Origin of the sequence: Marinobacter flavimaris (genome assembly GCF_002933295.1) — a bacterium.
Classification (GTDB): Bacteria; Pseudomonadota; Gammaproteobacteria; order Pseudomonadales; family Oleiphilaceae; genus Marinobacter; species Marinobacter flavimaris.
This window is the reverse complement of the sequence record NZ_PSSW01000032.1, coordinates 1-3,179: the sequence shown is the minus strand read 5'-3', so window position 1 is coordinate 3,179 and position 3,179 is coordinate 1. Positions and strand designations below refer to the sequence as shown.

3 protein-coding genes are annotated in these 3,179 nt (G+C 48.3%); all 3 read right to left on the bottom strand.

The window, feature by feature from the left end; all coding sequences use genetic code 11:
* Positions 1 to 316: 316 nt before the first annotated feature.
* The 3 genes from MDHKLMBL_RS20590 to MDHKLMBL_RS21380 all read right to left on the bottom strand — a co-directional run bounded on the left by MDHKLMBL_RS20590 (position 317) and on the right by MDHKLMBL_RS21380 (position 2,949).
* Positions 317 to 1,258, bottom strand: coding sequence for an enoyl-CoA hydratase/isomerase family protein (locus MDHKLMBL_RS20590; protein WP_104272562.1), 942 nt, complete (start codon positions 1,256 to 1,258; stop codon positions 317 to 319).
* Between the two features lie 308 nt (positions 1,259 to 1,566).
* On the bottom strand, positions 1,567 to 2,469 hold the full coding sequence (locus tag MDHKLMBL_RS20580) for a GGDEF domain-containing protein (RefSeq protein WP_053115071.1): 903 nt from the start codon (positions 2,467 to 2,469) through the stop codon (positions 1,567 to 1,569).
* Between the two features lie 285 nt (positions 2,470 to 2,754).
* Positions 2,755 to 2,949, bottom strand: coding sequence for a PLDc N-terminal domain-containing protein (locus tag MDHKLMBL_RS21380; RefSeq protein ID WP_062785069.1), 195 nt, complete (start codon positions 2,947 to 2,949; stop codon positions 2,755 to 2,757).
* Between the last annotated feature and the right edge of the window lie 230 nt (positions 2,950 to 3,179).

Sequence of the window (3,179 nt, the reverse complement as noted above, 5' to 3'; positions counted from 1 at the left end):
ACTACTCAACAACAGGAGGAATCTGACGACCCGGACACTCAAAAAGCGGTCACTGAAAACTGATGAAAACCGGACAATCTAAACTGATAAAAATCGGTCAAAACTCACTGTTGTTGACACCTGCACGCTGGTGCTTCGCAGGGTATTCCCAGGTGACAAGTCCTCTATTGGATCTTGGGCTCAGCAAATGTTCGCTTTTGTTTAGCTAAGCTCAGAGGATGCCCTGGTCGCAAAGCGAACGTTCAGATTTAGGGTTAACGCCGTCCGAAGAGTTAGCTACGTCCGGCGACTATACGGAGCGAATTTCATGCGCTTGTTAGCGATCGGTTAAATCTACAAAGCTGCCAGCTTCTAGTTTTTTCCTCGCAACTGGGTCGTTTACGGGAAGAACTTTCTTTGAATCAATGAAGTCAACGTATGCTTTAGAAGCCCTTTTCGCGCCACTTGCCCCTAACAGTGATAGAAATAGGCTTTGTTCCAATCGCAAACCCTGTTCAAGCGCCAAAGATCCGCCTTCGATAACCGACTGCTTAATGCCCGCTACAGCAGCTTTGCTGCGATGAGATAGCGGTTCAGCCCTCCTAAGAACCTGGTTTAGCAGATCTTCATGAGGAATCACCTCAGATACAAGTCCGAGGGATAAACATTCTTTAGGTGAGATTCCTCTGCCGGTGAGCATGAGTTCTAAAGCTACACCACGCCCAATAAGTCGTGACAATCGCTGAGTACCTCCCGCTCCGGGCGGAAAACCGAGCAAAACTTCGAATTGTGCAAGTTCTGCACTGTCGGACATAAAACGTAAATCGCATGCGAGTGCGAACTCCAGGCCACCGCCCGCTGTTTGGCCGTTGATTGCAGCGATAAAAATCGTTCCACTGCGCCCCATTAGTTGCAAGGTTTCATGGAAATTTTGTAACTGAAGGAGGCCTGCAGCCGGTGATTTTTGGAGCAACCTTCGCATTCCGGGAAGTCTTTTAAGCGCCCTGACAGCGGTCAATGCAAATTTGGCCTGACCTAATGACATGGGCGGTGAACTTTCGGCTCCTTCCAATAGTTCACCAACATCGTAGTGAGATATGAATCTATTGGGGTCGTGACCGGTAAACACCACGACACCAATAGTCGGATCACGATCTACCGAAACGATCAGTTTATTGAGTTCGTTGCACATTGATTCTGTCAGCAATGCATACGGCGGATTGCTAAATTTTGCGATCACTATGCGCCCATGTTGTTCCGTTTCGATTAACTTATTCATACGAGGCCCTAGTGAAGTTGGCTAACGCAAAGGTAAGCCGCCGGTGATCTTGCACCACTTTGGTGGACACTTTATGCACTGAGCTTTTCACAGCTGTATTGCTCAAGGCAAATGTTTGCCTCTGTTGGGGGATTTGGGTAGCTCGACTGGTGTGGCGCGAATGTTCGCTTTTGTTTAGCTGTCGCTTGGAATGCGGAAAGTCGTTGAGCGGATATTCTGATCCAAGCCTGAAAGGCTTCTTTCCAAAACCGCGCAAAAACATGCGTAAGAAGGAAGTCAAAAACGAGGTCTGAGGATAATAGACCATGTCATGCAGTCACAATCCTGTCCTTGCCCAGACGTTTAGCTTTGTAGAGGGCATCGTCAGCGCGTTTGAGAGTGTCTTCATAGGAACGATCTTCAGAGCTTATGTTGGCGGCACCCAAGCTGATTGTTGCAGCAATATCGCCCACTGAAAAATCCATCAAAGCCTGCCGCAAGTCCTGCTGCAATCGCTCTGCAAACTTTAATGCGCGATCTGGCGCGGTGTTGGGTAGGCAAACTACAAACTCATCCCCTCCGAAACGACAAGCGATGTCGGTTTTTCGAAGTTCTGACCGACAGGTATTAGCCACTGCAAGGAGAACTTCATCCCCTACATGGTGCCCCTTGGAGTCATTGATCTTTTTTAGGTTATCCACGTCAAATATCAAAACTGTAGTCGGCACGGCATGACGCGTGAACGTTTCAAAATGCAACGCAAGGTCGTGCTCCAGTTTCCGCCGGTTGAAAAGTCCCGTTAGCTGATCTGTGTCACTTAGCTCCCGCAGTCTGATTTCAAGTTCGTGTCGCTCTGAAATATTACTTGCGACCCAAAGCACCAAAGGCTCTCCATCTACCTGAAAATCTAAAGCCTGAATGCGGCCTTCAAACCAGATGGGGTCTTCCGGCCCTTCATCCGGCAAGCCCCTAACATCCCTGTTGCTTAACTCGTACTCTTCAACCAATAACTTACACGATTCAAGCGCACGGCCTATCTGTTCAAGAAACCACTCAGCTTTGTCGGGTTTGACCAAGTCTGAAATATACTTCCCGATTAGCCCGGTGCCATCGTGGTAATACCGTGCATCACGACCGCCAAACACCGCTATATATTTACCGCTGCGTGACAAGATAAAGGCGGGGTCTGGTAGGGCTTCCAGAACTGCTCTCATTTGTTGAAGATCGATCATGGCAAGCATCTTTAAGGTGTCGCGAGAGAATACATATTATGCGCAATGAAGGCGCATCTGAAAAGAAGTACACAAGCACCGCGAAGAGCTGCAACTGTAAACAGCGGTGGTTTCGTTGCGGTCGCAAAGCGGACATTCAGATCTTGGGATAATGCCCTGGGCAGTGGGGCAGCGTAAGCTGCGTCAGGCACGTGCAGCCTGTGGTATTGCCGCAACTGGTTACATGTGCGGTTACCGCTCAATCGCGATTGATCATTTGCACTGCGCTTCATTTCCAGTCTTCGCTCAACTTTTCTTAATTGGCGCAAGCAACCAATAAAATATCCATGCAAGCCACGATACAAAAATTATGAGCAGAATCCAGGCCAGCTTTTCGCCACCGCTAGTCTTACTCGAGCGCAGAATAATTATTATCGGCAGCAACCAGCCAATAGTTACAATAAGGAATGTGACTGTGAAGTTGAGATCTGAACCTTCCATACGCGTTAGTACCCTCGACGAAACATAGACATTTAACGATTCCATAACGGGCCGGTCTGGAGCGGAACGGAAAACCCCGTTGAAGCGCTGATTAAATCATTTTCGACGCCGATTCTTTCGCCTTTTCCGCCAAAGCAATCTCTTTCTGCATCGCGTAAATCAGTTTGCGAAAGGCATCCTCTGCTACGCTTAAATCCTTTTTAATTGGTTTTCGATCGTGGGGTAAAGGG

What these genes read in the sequence shown, in the direction of transcription:
- MDHKLMBL_RS20590 (WP_104272562.1), bottom strand. Translation starts at nt 1,258, where the DNA reads ATGAATAAGTTAATCGAAACGGAACAACATGGGCGCATAGTGATCGCA.
- MDHKLMBL_RS20580 (WP_053115071.1), bottom strand. Translation starts at nt 2,469, where the DNA reads ATGATCGATCTTCAACAAATGAGAGCAGTTCTGGAAGCCCTACCAGAC.
- MDHKLMBL_RS21380 (WP_062785069.1), bottom strand. Translation starts at nt 2,949, where the DNA reads ATGGAAGGTTCAGATCTCAACTTCACAGTCACATTCCTTATTGTAACT.